At 72.6% G+C, this 17394-nt stretch carries 21 protein-coding genes; 13 read left to right on the forward strand and 8 right to left on the reverse strand.

Features of this window, described 5'->3' with window-relative positions:
- Nucleotides 1-198: 198 nt before the first annotated feature.
- Genes MFF54_RS24705 through MFF54_RS24720 form a run of 4 tightly spaced genes read left to right on the forward strand, consistent with a single transcriptional unit; the run spans nt 199 to nt 2969 of the window.
- Nucleotides 199-633: a DUF2948 family protein gene (locus MFF54_RS24705; RefSeq protein ID WP_238306850.1), complete on the forward strand. Its 435-nt coding sequence runs from the start codon at nt 199-201 to the stop codon at nt 631-633.
- A 40-nt stretch (nt 634-673) separates the two neighbouring features.
- A complete protein-coding gene (hisD, locus tag MFF54_RS24710) occupies nt 674-1969 on the forward strand; it encodes a histidinol dehydrogenase (protein WP_238306851.1) in 1296 nt (431 codons plus the stop codon).
- Between the two features lie 12 nt (nt 1970-1981).
- A complete protein-coding gene (locus MFF54_RS24715; RefSeq protein ID WP_238306852.1) occupies nt 1982-2473 on the forward strand; it encodes a UPF0262 family protein in 492 nt (163 codons plus the stop codon).
- Nucleotides 2474-2498: 25 nt separating this feature from the next.
- Nucleotides 2499-2969, forward strand: coding sequence for an arsenate-mycothiol transferase ArsC (locus tag MFF54_RS24720; protein ID WP_238306853.1), 471 nt, complete (start codon nt 2499-2501; stop codon nt 2967-2969).
- On the opposite strand, the gene MFF54_RS24725 is transcribed toward MFF54_RS24720, so the two are convergent.
- Entirely contained in the window at nt 2947-3810 is an 864-nt protein-coding gene (locus MFF54_RS24725; RefSeq protein WP_238306854.1) for a C40 family peptidase, read from the reverse strand. The genes MFF54_RS24720 and MFF54_RS24725 overlap by 23 nt on opposite strands.
- A gap of 328 nt (nt 3811-4138) precedes the next feature.
- Between MFF54_RS24725 and MFF54_RS24730 the strand changes: the two genes are divergently transcribed.
- Nucleotides 4139-4492 (forward strand): hypothetical protein, encoded by a 354-nt coding sequence (locus MFF54_RS24730; RefSeq protein WP_238306855.1) that lies wholly within the window; start codon nt 4139-4141, stop codon nt 4490-4492.
- 6 nt (nt 4493-4498) lie between these two features.
- On the opposite strand, the gene MFF54_RS24735 is transcribed toward MFF54_RS24730, so the two are convergent.
- Nucleotides 4499-5188 (reverse strand): SDR family NAD(P)-dependent oxidoreductase, encoded by a 690-nt coding sequence (locus tag MFF54_RS24735; RefSeq protein ID WP_238306856.1) that lies wholly within the window; start codon nt 5186-5188, stop codon nt 4499-4501.
- Between the two features lie 277 nt (nt 5189-5465).
- Nucleotides 5466-6176, reverse strand: coding sequence for an MgtC/SapB family protein (locus tag MFF54_RS24740; protein WP_238306857.1), 711 nt, complete (start codon nt 6174-6176; stop codon nt 5466-5468).
- A 238-nt stretch (nt 6177-6414) separates the two neighbouring features.
- On the opposite strand from MFF54_RS24740, the gene MFF54_RS24745 reads away from it, so the two are divergent.
- The 7 genes from MFF54_RS24745 to MFF54_RS24775 all read left to right on the forward strand — a co-directional run bounded on the left by MFF54_RS24745 (nt 6415) and on the right by MFF54_RS24775 (nt 13131).
- A complete protein-coding gene (locus MFF54_RS24745; protein WP_238306858.1) occupies nt 6415-7428 on the forward strand; it encodes an AAA family ATPase in 1014 nt (337 codons plus the stop codon).
- Between the two features lie 62 nt (nt 7429-7490).
- The gene (locus tag MFF54_RS24750; protein ID WP_238306869.1) at nt 7491-8348 is read left to right on the forward strand and encodes a DUF58 domain-containing protein; all 858 of its coding nucleotides are present in this window, start codon (nt 7491-7493) and stop codon (nt 8346-8348) included.
- Nucleotides 8349-8381: 33 nt separating this feature from the next.
- The gene (locus MFF54_RS24755; protein ID WP_238306859.1) at nt 8382-8846 is read left to right on the forward strand and encodes a DUF4381 family protein; all 465 of its coding nucleotides are present in this window, start codon (nt 8382-8384) and stop codon (nt 8844-8846) included.
- Between the two features lie 4 nt (nt 8847-8850).
- Entirely contained in the window at nt 8851-9876 is a 1026-nt protein-coding gene (locus MFF54_RS24760; RefSeq protein WP_238306860.1) for a VWA domain-containing protein, read from the forward strand.
- On the forward strand, nt 9873-10799 hold the full coding sequence (locus MFF54_RS24765) for a VWA domain-containing protein (protein WP_238306861.1): 927 nt from the start codon (nt 9873-9875) through the stop codon (nt 10797-10799). Before MFF54_RS24760 ends, MFF54_RS24765 begins: the two co-directional genes overlap by 4 nt.
- Nucleotides 10799-11710 (forward strand): tetratricopeptide repeat protein, encoded by a 912-nt coding sequence (locus MFF54_RS24770; protein ID WP_238306862.1) that lies wholly within the window; start codon nt 10799-10801, stop codon nt 11708-11710. Before MFF54_RS24765 ends, MFF54_RS24770 begins: the two co-directional genes overlap by 1 nt.
- Nucleotides 11711-11862: 152 nt before the next feature.
- Nucleotides 11863-13131, forward strand: a complete 1269-nt coding sequence (locus tag MFF54_RS24775) for a hypothetical protein (protein ID WP_370880161.1) — start codon at nt 11863-11865, stop codon at nt 13129-13131.
- Nucleotides 13132-13137: 6 nt separating this feature from the next.
- Here MFF54_RS24775 and MFF54_RS24780 read toward each other — a convergent pair whose 3' ends face one another.
- The 3 genes from MFF54_RS24780 to rho form a co-directional block, all read right to left on the reverse strand.
- Nucleotides 13138-13365, reverse strand: coding sequence for a helix-turn-helix domain-containing protein (locus MFF54_RS24780; RefSeq protein ID WP_238306863.1), 228 nt, complete (start codon nt 13363-13365; stop codon nt 13138-13140).
- Between the two features lie 72 nt (nt 13366-13437).
- The gene (locus tag MFF54_RS24785) at nt 13438-13728 is read right to left on the reverse strand and encodes an addiction module toxin RelE (protein ID WP_238306864.1); all 291 of its coding nucleotides are present in this window, start codon (nt 13726-13728) and stop codon (nt 13438-13440) included.
- A 183-nt stretch (nt 13729-13911) separates the two neighbouring features.
- Entirely contained in the window at nt 13912-15267 is a 1356-nt protein-coding gene (rho, locus tag MFF54_RS24790; protein WP_238306865.1) for a transcription termination factor Rho, read from the reverse strand.
- Nucleotides 15268-15601: 334 nt separating this feature from the next.
- Between rho and MFF54_RS24795 the strand changes: the two genes are divergently transcribed.
- Entirely contained in the window at nt 15602-15856 is a 255-nt protein-coding gene (locus MFF54_RS24795; RefSeq protein WP_238306866.1) for a hypothetical protein, read from the forward strand.
- Nucleotides 15857-15872: 16 nt separating this feature from the next.
- Here MFF54_RS24795 and MFF54_RS24800 read toward each other — a convergent pair whose 3' ends face one another.
- Nucleotides 15873-16661: a Smr/MutS family protein gene (locus MFF54_RS24800; RefSeq protein WP_238306867.1), complete on the reverse strand. Its 789-nt coding sequence runs from the start codon at nt 16659-16661 to the stop codon at nt 15873-15875.
- Nucleotides 16662-16670: 9 nt separating this feature from the next.
- Nucleotides 16671-17394, reverse strand: a 724-nt coding sequence (locus tag MFF54_RS24805) for an MltA domain-containing protein (protein ID WP_238306868.1), incomplete at its 5' end; no start/stop codon positions are given.

Below are 17394 nucleotides of genomic sequence, written 5' to 3' on the forward strand. Positions count from 1 at the left end.
GAGGCCGAGATAGCGGTCGCTGCCTGAACGACACCTGATCCGAATTACGCACCGGCGGGACGGCGCGCCGAGATCCGGGCCGGCGCCCGTTGTCGATCCTCCTCGCCGCCGCTACCTACCCCGCGACGTTTCACGTGAAATTTACCATCCGGCCGAGCCTCTGGACGTGCCGGATCCGCCATCAGCGAAGGTGCCCGCATGGAGCTGTTGAAGCTCACCGCTCTCGATGCCGAGGACCTCACGGTGATCTCGGCCCACCTGCAGGACGCGGTCCTGCGGGCCGGCGACCTGACCTATCTGGCGGCCGAGCACCGCTTCGTCCTCGTGGCCCGGCGCTTCGACTGGTCGGCCGGGCCCGGGGAGCCGGTGCGGCGGCGCCTCGCGGGCCTGCATTTCGAGCGCGTGCTCGGCGTGCGCACCCGCGGCATCGCGCCCGGTGGGAACGCGGACACGGTGCTGAACCTGCTGGCCGTGACCTTCCTGCCGACCGAGCCGCCCTCCGGCACCGTGACGCTGTTCTTCTCGGGCGATGCCGCGATCCGGCTCGACGTGGAGTGCGTCGAGGTGCAGATGAAGGATCTCGGCCCGGTGTGGGAGGCCGAGAGCCGGCCCGGCCACGACGACGCGGCCTGATCTCATCACCGGCTTCCCCAACACGAAACGACACGGGTCCATGGTTCGTCTCGACAGCTCCGCCCCGACCTTCGCCGATGATTTCGCGCGCCTGCTCACCGTGAAGCGCGAGATCGCCGAGGATGTGGACGAGGTCGTGCGCGGCATCATCGCGGGCGTGGTGGCGGGGGGCGATGCCGCGCTCGTCGACTACACCCGCCGCTTCGACCGACTCGGCGAGGATTTCACCGAGGGTAGCCTGCGCGTCACGGACGCGGAGATCGCTGAAGCCGTCGCGGCCTGCCCGGCCGACCAGATCGAGGCGCTGACCCTCGCCGCGGAGCGGATCGAGCATTTCCACCGGGCCCAGGTGCCCGCCGACCACCGCGAGACCGACGCGCTCGGCGTCACCGCGGGCTGGCGCTGGACGGCGCTGGAATCGGTCGGCCTCTACGTGCCGGGCGGCACCGCGAGCTATCCCTCCTCCGTCCTGATGAACGCCGTGCCGGCGCGCGTCGCGGGCGTGCCGCGCATTGTCATGGTGGCGCCCGCCCCCGAGGGCCGGATGAACCCGCTGGTGCTCGCCGCAGCCCAACTCTCGGGCGTGCACGAGATCTACCGCGTCGGCGGCGCGCAGGCGGTCGCGGCGCTCGCCTACGGCACCCGGACCATCGCGCCGGTCGCCAAGATCGTCGGCCCCGGCAATGCCTGGGTGGCGGCGGCCAAGCGCCGGGTCTTCGGGCAGGTCGGCATCGACATGATCGCTGGCCCCTCCGAGGTGCTGATCCTCGCCGACGGCCACGCCAACCCGGACTGGATCGCCGCCGACCTGCTGGCCCAGGCCGAGCACGACACCGCGGCTCAGGCCATCCTGATCACCGACAGCGCCGAACTCGCGGAGGCCGTCGAGGCAGCGGTCGAACGGGCGCTCACCACCCTGCCCCGCCAGGAAATCGCCCGGGCAAGCTGGCGCGATTACGGCGCGATCATCCGGGTGCGCGACTTCGACGAGGCGGTGCCGCTGACCGACCGCCTCGCTCCGGAGCACCTGGAGATCGAGACGCAGGACGCGGACAGCCTCGCGGCCAAGGTCCGCAACGCGGGCGCGATCTTCCTCGGCTCGCACACCCCGGAAGCCATCGGCGACTACGTCGGCGGCCCGAACCACGTGCTGCCGACCGCCCGCTCGGCCCGGTTCTCCTCCGGCCTCGGCGTGCTCGACTTCATGAAGCGCACGACCATCCTCGCCTGCACGCCGGAGAGCTTGCGGGCGCTCGGCCCGGCAGCGATAAACCTCGGCCGGTCGGAGGGCCTGGAAGGCCACGCCCGCTCCGTCGCGATCCGGCTGAATCTGTGAGGCAGGCTTAAGATGTCGGAGGCCACGAAGGAGCGCTCGCCGCACCGCCTCGTCGCGGTGACGCTCGACGAGGATTCGATCGGCCGCGGCAACCCGGATCAGGAGCACGAGCGAGCCATCGCTATCTTCGACATCCTGGAGGACAACCAGTTCGTCATCCCGGGCCGGGACGAGGGGCCGTACCGGCTCCATCTCGGCCTCGTCGAGAACAAGCTCTCCTTCGCGATCGGCAACGAGGCGCGCGAGCCGGTGATGACGCACCTCCTCTCGCTCACGCCCTTCCGGCGGGTGATCCGCGACTACGAGATGATCTGCGAGAGCTACTACAACGCGATCCGAACCGCCTCGCCGACGCAGATCGAGGCGATCGACATGGGCCGGCGGGGCCTCCACAACGAGGCCTCCGAGACCCTGAAGCAGCGGCTCGAGGGCAAGGTCGACCTCGACCACGACACCGCGCGGCGGCTCTTCACCCTGATCTTCGCCCTGCACTGGAAGGGCTGACGGCGTGGGGCGGGGCTAGGCTCCGATGGACGAGACCGCGCCGGGCCTCGCACCGAAGAAGAAACGGGTCCAGTCGGTCCTGTTCATGTGCAACTTCAACGCCGTGCGCTCGCCCGCCGCGGAGGCGATCGCGCGCCACTATTTCGGCAAGTCGATCTACGTGCAGTCGGCGGGCGTGCGCGAGGGCGAGCCGGTCGATCCCTTCATGGTGTCGGTCCTCGACGAGATCGGCATCGACGCCAAGAAGCACCGGCCGCGCACCGTCGCGCAGCTGGAGGAGTGGGAGGGCCTGAACTTCGACCTGATCGTCACCCTCGCCCCCGAGGCCCACCACGCTGCACTGGAGCTGACCCGCACGCTCGCCGCGGAGGTGGAATACTGGCCGACGCCCGATCCCACCAACTTCTACGACGTCTCGCGCGAGCAGCGGCTCGATGCCTACCGGGACGTGCGGGACGGGCTGGTGCAGCGGATCAAGCGCCGGCTGAAGGGGTAAGCGGCAGCCGCCGCACCGAGGTCACCGGGCCGTAGCTCTTCGCGAGGATGCGGGCGACGGCCGTCCGCAGCGGCTCGACCGCCACCGCCATGTGGTGGCCGTTGGCGTGGATCAGGTGCGTGCCGTCGAGCATCATCCCGACATGGCCGCGCCAGAACACGAGGTCGCCCCGGCGCAGGTCCGAGAGGTCGGAGGGCAGGACGTCGCCCAGTGCCCGCTCCTGCTGGTCCGCGTCGCGCGGGCAGGTCCGCCCGGCAAGCTCCAGGCAGAGCTGGACCAGCCCCGAGCAGTCGAGGCCGAGCGTCGTGCGGCCGCCCCAGAGATAAGGGGTCCCGACGAGGCGCTCCGCCGTGCCGGCGAAATCCGGCTCGACCGTGCCAAGGGGAGCGCAATGACCGGCGAAAACGTAGCCGTCCGCGACCTTCAGATAATCCCCGTCCGTCCCCGTGACGGCGAGGGCTGCGCCGAGGCCGAGATAGGCGCGAGGCGGGCGCTTCAGGTCGGGTGCCGGGTAGAGGAAGGTCCGCAACGCCGTGACGCGGTGGGTCGGCGCCGGATCGGCCGGGCCGAGGCTGTCGGCCGGCAGGTAGCCCACATAGCCGTCGTGGACGAGTTGAACCCAGGCGAAGCCGTCGCGCGCCTCGTAGAGCGTCACGGCGTCGCCCAGCACCGCCTCGGTGTCGATCCCGGATTCCGGGGACGGCGCACGGCGCAGCGGCGCCGACGGCACGGCGACGCGGCGCGGCTCACCGGCGACGAAGCGCGCGGCCTCGACCTCGCCACGGAGCGCGAGACCGGCAAGGTCCGGGCGGGCGGGGGTGAGGCGCGGATCGAGCGGCATCGGATCTTCCGGGGATCTTCCGGGGACGGGGACGACCGTGATTGGCCCGATTCGAGGCGGTTCGGTGGCGTCGACGATGAACGATCCTGCGGCCGGACTGTTAATCCGGACAGCGGGGCAGACCGAAGCGGGGGCGTCGTTTCGGGACGATGCGGCGGCGCACAAGCCTGAAATATAGGCCCATCCGCAACATAAGTTAGCTTTGGGACGGCTGAGACGCCGTTCTGCCGGGTCGGCAAGAGCCGAGCCAGCCGCCATGCATACGAAAAATTCTTCCCTTCCACTTTGATGCGGTGCACAATCCGACGCAGCATCCTATGTTCGGCCCATGAACCGTGCGAGCCGTGCCGTGAAGAAATCGCCGAAGAGCTTCGCTGATTTGCCCCCGATTCGGGTGCGTCGCGAACCGCCGACCGTGAGCGAGGCCGTAGCGGCCGCCCAGGATCTCGCCGACGACATCGAGCAGCAGGTCGAAATCGCCTGCGGGCTGATCGGCCTGCCGGCCGACGAGGTGCGGCCACACGTGCTCGCCGCCGCCCGCAAGAAGCCCGAGCGGGTGCCGGAGCGGATCATGAGCCCCGGCAGCCCGAGCCGGGCACCGCGGACCGTCATCGTCGAGCGCCGCAGCCGGCCGCCCGTGTTGGTGGAGCGGCGCGGACGTCCTCTCGACCCGCGCCGCTGACCGGCCTCACCAGGCCAGGGTCTCGCCCCGGTAATCGAAATAGGCCACGCCCGGCTGGCCCAACCGGGCCTCGATCACGTCCGCCATGCCGGTGACGCTGGTCGCCACGTCGATATCGGCCTCCGCGCCGCCCATGTCGGTGCGGACCCAGCCCGGATGGACCAGGAAGACGCTGATTCCGCTCTCCCGGTGGCGGATCTCGAAGCTGCGCGCCAGCGTGTTCAGCGCCGCCTTGCTGGCTCGGTAGGTCTCCCAGCCGCCCGATTCGTTGAGCCCGACGCTGCCGAGCACCGAGCTCATCAGCGCGAGGCTGCCGCCCGGCGCCAGCCGATCGCGGAACGCCTCGGCGAAGCGGATCGGGCTGATCGCGTTCGTCAGGTAGACCTGCGCGGCGACGTCCCGGGGGACCGCGTGCGCGGGGTCGTGCGCCTGCGTGGCCACGCCCGCCACCACGAAGATCAGGTCGTAGGTCTGCGGACCCAGGCGTTCGTGCAGGGCGGCCACGCCCGCGTCGTCGTCGATGTCGACCGTCTCGACGGTGAGGCGGTCCGCCTTCAGCCGCTCCAGATCGGAGCCGGTCCTGCGTTGCGTGGCGGTGACGGTCCAGCCCCGGTGCAGCAGGGTCTCGGCGAGGCCGAGGCCGAGCCCGCGCGAGGCTCCGACGATCAGGGCGCGCTTGGGTATGGTGTCGCTCATGGGGGTTCTCCGGCGGAGCGTCCGGCGCCCCGCTTGCCAGAGGCGAGGTCGGTCGCGGGCGACGTGGGGAGAAGGGCCCGCACGCGCGGGGCGTGTGGCCGCGCACCCGGAATGGAGGATTAGGGGCAGTTGGTCCTGGCCAAGCAAGCGGCATCCGGCGCCACCGGCTCCGATTGCCCTGATCAATGAAGCGCTGCCCTTTTCCCGGACCCCGGAAACATGCGTGGAATGTGATCCGGGAAAAGGGCACGGATAAATCGGACGCCGATCATCGGCCTCAATCCGCCGCCCGCACCGACCACGTGGCGTGGCGGATGCGCGGATCCCGGGCGAGGTCGTCGGTGACGGCGTCGAGTTCGCCGCCCTCGACCGCGTCGGCGAGCAGGGTCGCCACCACGTCGACCGCCTCCTCGCCGCGCTCCACCACCTCGACGCCGCGGACGGGATAGCTCGCCGCCTCGAGCCGCTCGACCAGCAGGTCTCGGGCGGGACCGGCGGCCCCGGTCGCGGTCGTCACCTGCACCTCGTAGGTGGCCTCGGTCTGGTCCTCGCGGATCGGCGCCCGGTTGATGGCGTTCACGAGCGGGCGCAGCAGCGTGTTGCAGGCGAGGACGGCCACGGTGACGAAGCAGGCCTCCAGCGGCAGGTCCGCCCCCGCGAAGGCGCCGACGGCGGCCGAGCACCAGAGCGTCGCGGCCGTGTTGAGGCCGCGCACGTTCATGCCCTCCTTCATGATCACGCCGGCGCCCAGGAAGCCGATGCCGGAGATCACGTAGGCGACGGTGCGCGTCGCGCCCTCGCCGCCGGTCAGCCGCATGCCGAGATCGACGAAGGCCGCGGCGCCCAGAGCCACCAGCACCGTCGTGCGCAGCCCTGCATTGCGCTGCCGGTACTGCCGCTCGGCACCGATCAGGGTGCCGAGGCCGAAGGCCGTGATGAGGCTGATGGCGGAGTTGACGGTCTCGGGGAGGGGCGCGAGCGTGATCATGGCGCCTCCTAGGCGTGGGTCGATGACGGAACCGTGACGGTCGGCCTCTAGGGCAAATTGCCCGAGGCCACCTGATCCGGGCACGATCCAGGGTTGCCGGGATTGACGCTTCCCCGGTCCGGCGGGCACACCGGTTCCCTATGGACCAGTTAAGAGTCCGGCGCCCGCCAAGCGGCGCAGCGAGGAGACGGCCGAGAATGACGCATCGCCCGGTAGCGACAGCGGGATCCGCCCGCGCATGAGCGGCATCGGTCTCGCCACCCGCACCCCACCGTCTCCCCAACCCGCCGCGGACGAGGCGCTGCGCGCCCGCATCCTGGCGTTGCGCGACGGGCTCCTCCACGGGCTGATCGGTGCGGACCGCCTCGTCGAGCGCCTGCTGATCGGGCTGCTCACCGGGGGCCACCTCCTGATCGAGGGTGCGCCGGGGCTGGCCAAGACGCGGGCGGTCAAGCGCCTCTCGGACGGGCTCGACGGTTCCTTCGCCCGGGTGCAGTGCACGCCGGACCTGATGCCCGCCGACCTCACCGGCACCACGGTCTGGCGCCAGGACGCGGGCACCTTCGAGTTCCTGGCCGGCCCCCTGTTCCACGCGCTGATCCTGGTGGACGAGGTCAACCGCGCGCCGCCGAAGGTGCAGTCGGCGCTCCTTGAGGCGATGGCCGAGGGCCAGATCACGGTGGCGGGCCACACCCACCGCCTGCCCGACCCCTTCATGGTGGTGGCGACCCAGAACCCGATCGAGCACGCCGGCACCTTCCCGCTGCCGGAGGCGCAGCTCGACCGCTTCCTGCTCCACGTCGTGGTCGAGATGCCCGACGAGGCCGCCGAGCGGCGCATCCTCGACCTCGTCGAGGGCGAGCTGACCCACCACGCGGAGGCGATGCCGGCCAAGCTCAGCCTCGACGACGTGCGTGCCGCCCGGGAGGCCGCCCTCGCCACCTACGTCTCGCCCGCGCTGAAGGATTATCTGGTCCGCCTCGTCGCCGCGACCCGGACCGACGCGGCGGCGCCTGATCTGCGCGCCGCGATCGAGCACCCCGCCTCGCCCCGCGGGACGCTCGCCCTGATGCTCGCCGGCAAGGCGCGCGCCTACCTGCACGGGCGCGACCACGTGGTGCCGGAGGATATCTCGGAGCTCGCCGCCGACGCGCTCTCCCACCGCATCGGGCTCACCTGGCGGGCTGCCGCGGAGGGACGGACGACGCGCAGCATCGTCGCCGGCCTCCTGCAGCGGGTACGGGCGCTCTAGGCGTGGCGCAGGCGGCCGACGTCCCGGAGGATCCCGGCATCCACCTGTCGGGCGAGGCGCTGATGGGGTTGCGCCACCTCGCGCGCCGGGGCTCGGCGCCCGTGACCCGCACGCTCGCGGGCCTGCCCGGCGGCATCGTCACCCGGCGGCGCGGGCGCGGCTCGGAGCCCGACGACGTGCGGCTCTGGTCGGAGGGCGACGACATGCGCCACATCGACCGCAACGCCACCGCCCGCACCGGGCAGCTCCACACGCGCACCCACCACGACGAGCGCGACCGCGCCGTCGTGCTGCTCGCCGACTTCCGGCCCTCGATGCTGTTCGGGACACGCCGCACCCTGCGCTCGATCGCGGCCGCGGAGGCGCTGGCGCTGCTCGGCTGGCGCGTCGTCGGCGACGGCGGCCGTGTCGGCCTCGTGGCCGCCCGGGCGGGCGAGCCCACGGCGCTGCGCCCGGCCGGCGGCGAGCGGGCGATGACCGCCGTGACCGGCGCGCTCGCCCTCGCGCACGCGCAGGCCCTGGCCGCTCCCGACACCGCCGACCCGCCGCTCGCCGATTTCGTCACCGTCGCGGCGAGCCTGCTCCCCTCGGGCGGCCACCTCGTCATCGCGAGCGCGCTCGACGCGCCGGGCCCGGACTTCGAACACCTGCTGACCCTCGCGGCCGAGCGGATCGCGATCCGCCTGATCCTCGTCAGCGACGCCTTCGAGCGGGCGCGGCCCGCCGGCCTCTACCCCTTCGCCCTGCCGGACGGGCGCCGCGGCCTCCTCGACGGCGGCCGGCGCGCGCGGCCGGGGCCGAGCGCCGAAGAGCGCCTTGCGGACTATGCCCGCCGCGGCATCGCGGGCCTGCGCCTCGATGTCGAGGCCGGCCCAGAGGCCTACGCCCCGCTGATGGAGCGCCTCGATGCGGTGCTGTGAGGGGATGTTTCGACGCGGCGCGGGCCTCGACCCATGAATCCCGAGACCGCAGCCGCCCTCGACCAGCTCCGCGGCCTGCACCTGCCCGGCAACGCCGCCGGCGCGCTGCAGGGCGAGGTGGTGGCCGCGGCCGGGCTCGGCTTCGCGGCCGCGCTCGGCGTCGGGCTGTTCCGCGTCCTGCGCGCCCGAGCCCGCGCGACCCTGCGCCGGGCGGCGCTCGGCGAGCTCGCGGCCACGCGCGACCTTCCCCCCGAGGCTCGGCTGGTGGCCCAGGCGCGCCTGCTGCGCCGGATCGCCCGCACCCGCCTCGGCGAGGAGGCCGCCGCCGCGCAGGGGGCCGACTGGGCAGCCCGGCTCGACCGGATGTTCGCCACCGACCTCTTCAGCGCGGGCCCGGGCCGCGTGCTGGTGGACGGCCTCTACCGCCGCCACGCGGCGCCCGACGCCGACGCCCTCGACGCGGAACTCGGCCGCCTGATCAGCCGGATGCGGGCCTGACCCGATGGCTCTCTTCCCGCCCTCCGCCAGCGCCCTTCTCTCCGCCCTCGATCTGGCGAGCCCGCTCGCCCTCATCCTGCTGCCCTTGCCCTGGCTCGCCGCGCGGCTCCTGCCAGCGGAGGCCGAAGGGTCGAGCGGTGCTCTGCGGGTGCCCGCCTCGCTCGTGCCCGATGCGGGCGCGGCCGGCGCGATCGCTTCGCGGGGGCGCCGCCGGACCTGGCTGATCTGGACCCTGTGGGCCAGCCTGATCCTCGCCGTCGCGGGCCCGCGCCTCGTCCTGCCCGGAATTGCTTTGCCGGCTTCAGGCCGCGAGATCATGCTGGCGATGGACCTGTCCGGCTCGATGGAGCGGCGCGACTTCGCCCTCGACGGCGAGACAGTGAGCCGGCTCCAGGCCGTCAAGCGCGTCGGTGCCGACTTCATCCGCCGCCGGGCCGGCGATCGGATCGGCCTCGTCATCTTTGCCGATCAGGCCTACGTCGCGGCGAGCCCAACCTTCGACACGCAGAGCGTCGCGCGCGCGCTGGAAGAGGCCGGCATCGGCCTCGTCGGCCGCTCGACCGGCATCGGTGACGGGCTCGGGCTGGCGCTGCGCCGGCTCGACCCCCGCGATGCCGGAACCGACGCGGGCCAGCCCGCTGCGGCCAGCGCCAAGGTCGTGGTGCTGCTCTCGGACGGGGCCAACAATGCCGGGCAGACGGCGCCGCGGGACGTCGCGGCCCTGGCCCGCGACCTCGGCATCCGGGTCCACACCATCGCGCTCGGGCCCCGCGACCTCGCCAACGCCGATGGCGAGCAGGACGTGGTCGACACCGAGACCCTGCGGGAGATGGCCGAGGTCAGCGGCGGCCGGGCCTTCCGGGTGAAGACCACCGAAGACCTCGTCGCGGTGACCGACAGCATCGACGCCATCGAGGGCGGCCGGGCCAAGGCGCCGCCGGTGCCGCTCCGGCGCGACCTCTGGCCCTGGCCGGCGGCGCTGGCGCTCCTCTGCGCCGCCGCCCTCCTGGCGAGCCGGAGGCGGGCATGAGCCTGGACAGCCTCGCCCTGCTGCGGCCCTGGTGGCTCGTCGCCCTCCTGCCGCTCGCGCTCCTCGTCCTGCGGGTGACTTGGCGGGCGGCGCCGCTCGGCGACTGGCGCCGGGCGGTGGACCCCGCCCTGATGCGGCTGATGGAGCGGCGCGGTGCCGTGCTCGGGGGCCGGCGGCAGGCCAACCTCGCGGCGGCGGTCGTGGCCGGCCTGATCGCGCTAGCGCTCACCGGTCCGGCGATCGAGCGCCAGGACGTCGCGACCTTCCGCAACCTCGACGCCACCGTGATCGTGCTCGACCTCTCCCGCTCGGTGACGGAGGGCGGCAGCCTGAAGGAGGTCCGGCAGACCGCGCAGGCCGTGGCGGAGGCCGCCGGCACCCGCTCGGTCGCCCTCGTGGTCTACGCGGGCGACGCCTATCTGGCGATGTCGCCGACGACCGATCGTGATAGCCTCGGCACCACCCTGTTCGCCCTCGACGCCGACACGGTGCCCGACCGCGGTAGCCATCCCGAGCGCGGCCTCGCGCTCGCCCGCCGCACGCTCGCCGAGGCCGACGTGGTCGCGGCCGACGTGGTGCTGATCACCGACGGCGACGGGCTTGGCGAGGCGGCCCGCCGCGAGGCGCGCGCCATCGCCGAGCGCGGCTGGAACCTCCAGGGCCTGTTCGTGCCGACGACCAAGTCCCTGCCCCCGGGTGCGCCGAAGCCCGACCGGGCGGCCCTGGATGGCGTGGTCAGCGCGGGCGGCGGCGTCGCGGCCGAACTCGACACCCCGGCAGCCGTGCTCGACGCGGTCGGCGCCAGCACGGCCCAGCACCTCGCGGCTGGCGGCTACACGGTGCTGGCCTTCGCCGATCTCGGGCGCTGGCTTCTGCTGCTCGCCGCGCTCCCTGCCCTCCTGCTCTTCCGCCGGAGCGCCTGATGCGCGGACCCGTCTCCCTTCCGCTTCCTGCTGCCCTGGCGCTCCCGCGCCGCTGGCGCCGCTACGCGCGCGGCGCCGGGCTGGCGCTCGCCGGCACCGGTCTCCTGGCCCTCGGCGCCCTCACGGAGCCGCGCACCGGCCTGGGACGCCTGCTGATGGGCATCGGCCTGCCGGGGCTGGCGGCCGAGATCATCGCCGATCCGGCCTGGCGCGGCCCCGCCCTCTACGCGGCCGGCGACTACAGCCAAGCCGCCGAGATCTTCCGCAACGGCGGCCGGCGCAGCGCCTACAACCTCGGCAACGCGCTGGCGCGGACAGGCGACCTCGCTGGCGCCGTCGCGGCCTACGATCAGGCGCTGCAGTACAACCCGCGCGACGCCGACGCGCAGGCCAACCGCGCGCTCATCGCCCGCCTTCTGGAAGACGCGATCGACCGCGGCGCGGGCGGCGGCATCGCCAACGCCACGGCGCAGTACGGAGCGCGCTACAACAACGCGCGCAACCAGGACCAGAGCGACGACATCCAGGCCACCTCGAGCGGCGAGGGACTGGCCGGCAACAAGGAGGCCGGGTCGAGCGCCTCGCTGCCCGGCAACAGCAAGGTGGCCCGGCGCGGCAAGGCCGAGCAGCAGGCGGTCGATTCCGGCCGCGGCGAGGCCCGCGGCTCGGCGAGCGACGCGGCCGGGCGCGGCCGCACCGGCAGCGGTTCGGCCATGGTGGCGGCCGCGCCCGAGCGCGAGGCACGGCGCGTGACGAAGAGCTTCGAGGCCCATGAAATCCGCCCCGACCGGCTCTGGCTCCAGACCCTGCCGGACGATCCGGGCCGCTACCTGAAGCTGCGCCTCAAGGCCGAGCAGACCCGCCGCATCGAGGCGGGCACCAACATGCCTGCCGGGAGCAACCCGTGGTGATTCGTCTGGCGCGCGCGCGCGCGATCACCCCTCGCCCCTCTCCGCGGGACTTCGTCCCGCCCCCCCTGCTGCGCAGGGTACCCTCGCCCATCCCAAGTCGGGCCTGCCCGACTTGGGCACTGGGGAATGGAACTCGGGCAAGCCTGAGGTCCGTGGGGCGAGGGAGAGCCGCGCGCTTCCTCCTCGCCCTCCTCCCCCTCCTCCTCGCCACCGCGGCGCATGCGGAGATCGAGTCCGGCGATCTCACCCTCACGGTGACGGCCGAGCGGGCTGGCAACGCGGCGCCCTACGCGCGCGAGATGGTGCTGTTGCGCATCCACGGGCTCTACCGCCAGCAGATCCTGCTGGAGGAGGTCGTGCAGCCCACGCTGGCGAATTTCAGCTGGACCCAGCTCGGGCGCGACAGCTGGAGCCGCGCGCGTCTGCCGGATGGACAGGTGGGGCTCGCCTTCGACCGAACCGTGGCGATCTTCCCGCACCACGCGGGCGACTTCACCATCGATCCCTTCGTGCACCGTCTCACCGTCAATGACGCGGGCACGCGCCGGGTGGTCGACGTGCGCTCGAACCCAATCCCGCTCCCCGTCGCGGCCTGGACGCAGGGCTCGGGCGGTCCCGAAGCGAAGGAACCCTGGTGGCTGCCGGCCCGCGACGTCAGCGTGACCGATTCTTGGAGCCCCGACCCCGAGACGCTGAAGATCGGCGAGACCGCGCGCCGGATCGTGACGGTGGAGGCGCAAGGCATGGTGGCGGAGGGCCTGCCGCCCCGGCCGGTGATGCGCACCCGCGGCATCATCACCTTCGCCGGGCCGGTGACCCGCGAGACCATCCTCACGCCGACCGGCCCGGTGGCGCGCGCCACCTACCAGTGGGACGTGCGGCCGGGCGTCCCCGAGGTGATCCCGCTCGACGCGATCAGCATCCCATGGTTCGACACGGTCGCGCGCACGATGCGAGAGACGGAGATCCCCACTCGGCAGATCGGTGGCGGCCTCGTGGATCAGGCCGGCGCGGGCGCGGCGCCCGCCGCCACCGCGCCGCTCGTCGCGGCGGCGGCGGGGCTCGCGGCCTTCGGGCTCGGCCTTCTCCTTCTCGGCTTCGGTCCCGGCGCCGGCCGCCTGCGCCTGCCCGGCCCGCACCGCCGCGCCCTGAAGCGTGCCGCGGCTGCGGGCGATTCCGTGGCCTTCCGGACCGAGGTGGCGCGCGCGATGCAAGCCGAGCCGGAGCTGGCAGCGCTCTGGCGCGCCCGGCCCGACATCGTCGCGGGCCTGTCGGCGCTCGACCGGGCCGTCTACGCGCCCGCCGGCCGGGAGACGCCGGACCTCGCCGACCTCGCCCGCCTGCTCGGCCGGGCCGAGCGCGCACCCCGCGCCGAGAGCACCGGGTCGAACCGACTCAAGCCCCTCGACGGGCCGGCCTGAACCCCCTCAGGCGGCCTGTCCCAGCGTTTCCTCGACGAGGCGCGGGTTACGCTCGAGCAGGGCGAGCAGCACCAGAGCCGCCCCGCGCGGCTGGCGCCGCCGCGATTCCCACTGCTGCAGCGTTCCAACGGGAACGCCGATGCTCTCGGCGAAGGCGGTCTGCGCCTTATCGGTCCGCTTGCGGATCGCCGCGACGTCGATGGTCAGCGGCACGTGGACCATCAGTCCCGGCACGCGCTCGCCCCGCGCATGCCCGCCGGCTTCCCGCAGGCCTGCGACGATGTCACCGAGCCGTCGTCCGTCACGTCAGACATCCTCCGTCTCCTTCATCTGCCGGGACCAGCGCCGCTTCAGGTCCTTTGCGAGTTCGTGCATCGTTGCCACCTGCGCGGCCGTGAAATTAGTCTGCTGACCTTTCAATAGGATCGACAGCAGGAAGGCCGGCACGTTCGGCCCGAGACGGGCAACCATCACCCGGTAGCCGCCGGACCCGCCGAAACGCACCTTCCGCACGCCACCCGAACCGCGAACCCTGTCACCAGCGCTCGGATCGGCCGCGACCCGATCGACGATCGAGGCACGCTCCGCCTCGCTCACGCCCAGCGTCCGGCAACGCAGGCCGACGTCTCGACGACCGTGTGCAGTCCATCCCCCATGCCTCACGTTAAGGACAGCGGTCAGACTGCGTCAATGACACATATACGGGCACTTTTTAGACAGCAGAACGGCGCCGGACCGAAGGGTCCGACGCCGCGTGAAGGCTCAGCGATGTGACACCGGTCAGGTGTTCATCGAGTCGAAGAAGTCGCCGTTGCTTTTGGTCTGGCGCAGCTTGTCCAGCAGGAACTCGATCGCGTCGGTGACGCCCATCGGGTTGAGGATGCGGCGCAGCACGTAGGTCTTCTTGAGCGCGTCCGGCGGGACCAGCAGCTCCTCCTTGCGGGTGCCGGAGCGCGTGATGTCGATCGCCGGGAAGATGCGCTTGTCCGAGACCTTGCGGTCCAGGATGATTTCGGAGTTGCCGGTGCCCTTGAACTCCTCGAAGATCACCTCGTCCATGCGCGAGCCCGTGTCGATGAGCGCGGTCGCGATGATCGAGAGCGAGCCGCCCTCCTCGATATTGCGGGCGGCGCCGAAGAAACGCTTCGGGCGCTGGAGCGCGTTGGCGTCCACGCCGCCGGTCAGCACCTTGCCGGAGGACGGCACGACAGTGTTGTAGGCGCGGCCGAGGCGCGTGATCGAGTCCAGCAGGATCACCACGTCGCGGCCGTGCTCGACGAGCCGCTTAGCCTTCTCGATCACCATCTCGGCGACCTGCACGTGGCGGGTGGCCGGCTCGTCGAAGGTCGAGGCAATGACCTCGCCCTTCACCGAGCGCTGCATGTCGGTCACCTCCTCGGGGCGCTCGTCGATGAGCAGCACGATGAGGTAGCATTCGGGGTGGTTGAGGGTGATCGACTGCGCGATGTTCTGCATCAGCACGGTCTTACCCGTGCGCGGCGGCGCCACGATCAGCGCGCGCTGGCCTTTGCCGATCGGCGCGACGATGTCGATGATGCGGGGCGAGAAGTCCTTCTTGGTCGGGTTCTCCAGCTCCAGCTTGAAACGCCGCGTGGGGAAGAGCGGCGTCAGGTTGTCGAAGTGGACCTTGTGCTTGATCTTCTCGGGGTTCTCGAAATTGATCGTGTTGACCTTGAGGAGCGCGAAGTAGCGCTCGCCGTCCTTCGGGCCGCGGATCGGGCCCTCGACGGTGTCGCCGGTGCGCAGGCCGAAGCGGCGGATCTGCGTCGGCGAGATGTAGATGTCGTCCGGACCTGGCAGGTAGTTCGAATCGGAGGAGCGCAGGAAGCCGAAGCCGTCCTGCAGCACCTCGACCGTGCCGGAGCCGATGATCTCGATCTCCTTGGCAGCGAGCTGCTTCAGGATGGCGAACATCAGCTCCTGCTTGCGCATGGTCGAGGCGTTCTCGACCTCGACCTCCTCCGCGAAGGCGATGAGGTCGGTCGGCGTCTTGGCCTTGAGATCCTGGAGCTTGACCTCTTTGACACCGGCGAGGACGGCCGGGACCGGCGTCACTTCGGGCAGGTCCTCACCCGCGGTGGCGTCGTCGGCGAAAGCGTCGGGATGTGCAGTCATGGAGTGTCTTGAACCGACGTGGGGCGTGAGAGGGGAAGTCTGGGACGTTCGGGGATGAAGATCCGGGCCTGACAACTCGGAGGTTGGTCCGCGTGGGCCTCGGGACGAGGCACTGGACAGCGGGTTCGCGCGTGGCGACGGGACCCGTGGCATCGGTGGAACGGAGCCGCCTGGGCTCGCGGATGCGGTTCGGCGCTCGGTCTTTTCGGGAGGGCGCTTGCTGCATACCGCGTTTCCACGGCCGGCTCAAGTCCCGGATTCCAGCCTTCCGGGCCTCCGAACCCGAGAGGGCTGCGCGCGTTGAGCGGGGGTTCTATCGCCCCTCGGATGCCCAATGCCGACACGCTCCACCCGTTCCGCGCGCCTGCTGGCGCCCGCCCTCCTCCTGAGCCTGGCCGTGAGCTTCGCCGCCATGCCGTCCGCCCCGGCCTCCGCCGAGAGCCCAGCCAAGGCCTACCAGTACGGACGGCAACTCGGTGCCGCCTGCCGGCCGCCGTTGAAGTTCGCGGCCGGCGCCTGCGTGCGTCGTTGCCCGGCCGGCTTCGAGGATAACGGCCGGACCTGCCGCCAGCGCACCATGCGCTGGTGAGTGCTCGGCGGGGCGCTCAACGGCGCCGGAGCCGGACGTAGAGGGCGCCGCCGCCGCCGTGGTGGCGGCTCGCCTCCTCGAAGCCGAGCACGAGGCCGCGCAGTTCCGGTCCGCGCAGCCAGTGCGGCACGCTGCGGCGCAGGACGCCCCGCTCCGAGAACGGATCGGCGAAGTCGCCGCCCCCTTTGCCGGTCACCACGAGGACGTAGGCGTGGCCGGCCGCGCGGGCGCGCATCAGGAAGCCGGTGAGCGCCGCGTGCGCCTCGCTCTGGATCATGCCGTGCAGGTCGATGCGCGCCTCGACCGTTAGGGTCCCGCGGCGCAGGCCGAGCCGGGCCTGCCGCTCCAGCCCGGCGGGCGGGCGCGGCATCTGCGGAGGCGCTTGGTAGGGTGCGGCGCTCGGTGGCCGCGGTGCGGCCGGCGCGGTGCCGGACGCCGGGACCGTGGGACTCTTGGCGGCCTTGCTGGATACGGGCTTGGCCGATCCGGTTCTGGCAGGACGTTTGGGCGGGACGCTCGCCCCGATCTCCTGCGCGAACTCGTGCGCGAACTCTTCGGCCAATTGCTGGGCCAGCGCGCCGGGCGCCGGGTGGGCTGGCATCCGGACCGAGCTCTTGGCCGTCGCGCCCACGGAGGACTTGGCCACGGGGGACTTGGCCACCGACGGCTTGGCCGGCTCCGCCTTCGCGGCCGGCTCGGACTTCGGCCGGGCGCGACCGCGAAGCGGCGTGATCAGCTTGGCGATCTCGGCCCAGAGGCGAGCCTCGTCGCCAGAGAGCGTGCGGGGACGGCGCGGGCGGCGCATAGCGTCTCCTCAGCGCCCCGACTCGGCGGCCGGTTCCGCTCCCGTCCTGGGAGTGGGCTTCGGCAGCAGCACCACGAAGCCGACGGGGTCCCGCAGGTTGCCGGCCGCGACCCCGGCGGCCGCGCCGGTGCCGAGATAGAGGTCGCCCCGGGCCGGGCCGACGATGGCCGAGCCCGTATCGGCCGCGACGACCAGGCGGCCGGTCTCGGTGGGCGCGCCGCCGGGCAGGCGGCCCTCCAGCCAGAACGGCAGGCCGTAGCGCCAGAGATTGGCGTCGACCGCGATGCTGCGGCCGGGGCTCAAGGGCGCGCCGGCCGCGCCCTGCGGCCCGAGCGCCGGATCGGCCACGGGGGCGAGGCGGAAGAAGATGTAGGAGGCGTTGGCGCGGATCAGCCGGCGGGCGATCTCGGGGTTCTGCCGCATCCAGGCGGTCCAGCGCGCCAGCGTAAGCCCCTCCAGCGGCAGGTGGCCCTCCTGCACGATCAGCTTGGCCACCGCCGTGTAGGGCCGGCCGTTGCGCCCGTCGTAGAGCACGCGCACGAAGCTGCCGTCCGGCAGCCGCACCCGGCCCGAGCCCTGGACCTGCAGCACCAGGAGATCGACCCCGTCGCGCAGCCAGAGCAGCGGGCGGGCGCGCTCAGCCAGCGCCCCGTCCTCGATCGCGGCCCGATCCGGATAGGGCTCCAGCCGGTCGCCGACCGCGCGGCCCGCCCGCAGGCCGGGATCGAGGCCG

The organism is Methylobacterium gregans, from assembly GCF_022179245.1.
GTDB lineage: Bacteria > Pseudomonadota > Alphaproteobacteria > Rhizobiales > Beijerinckiaceae > Methylobacterium > Methylobacterium gregans.